The following is a 646-nucleotide window of genomic DNA, read 5'->3' as shown; positions in this document are numbered from 1 at the left end:
GACAGCATTGGACAGATGAAGTTTTTGAAGTATTTGGCGAGAGAATTAAAAAAGTAAAAGCAGTCTGGAAGTTAGACCCAAAATATCCCAACGGAGAATCTTTAGGACACAAAGAATTTTGGAAAGAAATGGATAATAGTTATGATGAGTTTAAGGCTGTTAAAAGCACTAATTTTTATAAAACATTTAGTGAAAGAGATTTTAAAAAAATAAAAGTCATTTTGGATGACTATGGAGAAACAATTGTAGAATTATCAAAATAATACAGTAATGAGAAATAAAAGAATTTATATTTTCAAAGAAGAAAACAACAGACCTATAATAGGAAGAACGAACAATGGAGAGTACGAGAATACTTATGCTTCATTAAATATTCCAGATAGCCTAAAACAGCAATTAAAAGAAAAAATTTTTTCAGAAGAAGCTTTTGAAGTTTCAAAAGAAGATATGAAAACACTTAAACAAGCTTTTTACAAAAAAATAGAAGAGTTGGTTGAGCATCCAGACTTTAACCCTTTTAAAGAATTATTAAGAGAACAGTACCCAAAACAATTTGGTAACGAACCTTTTAAGTTTAATGGAATAACATATTATTTGTATAATAAAGGCTCAGATTTTTATATTGACCACAAAATAAGAGATTTTG

At 28.0% G+C, this 646-nt stretch carries 2 protein-coding genes; both read left to right on the top strand.

Annotation, left to right across the window (positions count from 1 at the left end; translation table 11 throughout):
• The coding region (locus ACVC5O_RS01430) for a hypothetical protein (RefSeq protein WP_452219680.1) at positions 1 to 263 on the top strand (263 nt) is incomplete at its 5' end.
• Between the two features lie 7 nt (positions 264 to 270).
• On the top strand, positions 271 to 646 hold a 376-nt coding region (locus tag ACVC5O_RS01425; RefSeq protein WP_452219679.1), incomplete at its 3' end, for a hypothetical protein.

It is taken from the genome of Lacinutrix salivirga (genome assembly GCF_053604675.1).
The sequence above is the reverse complement of the archived record's forward strand: the minus strand, read 5'-3'. Positions and strand labels throughout refer to the sequence as shown.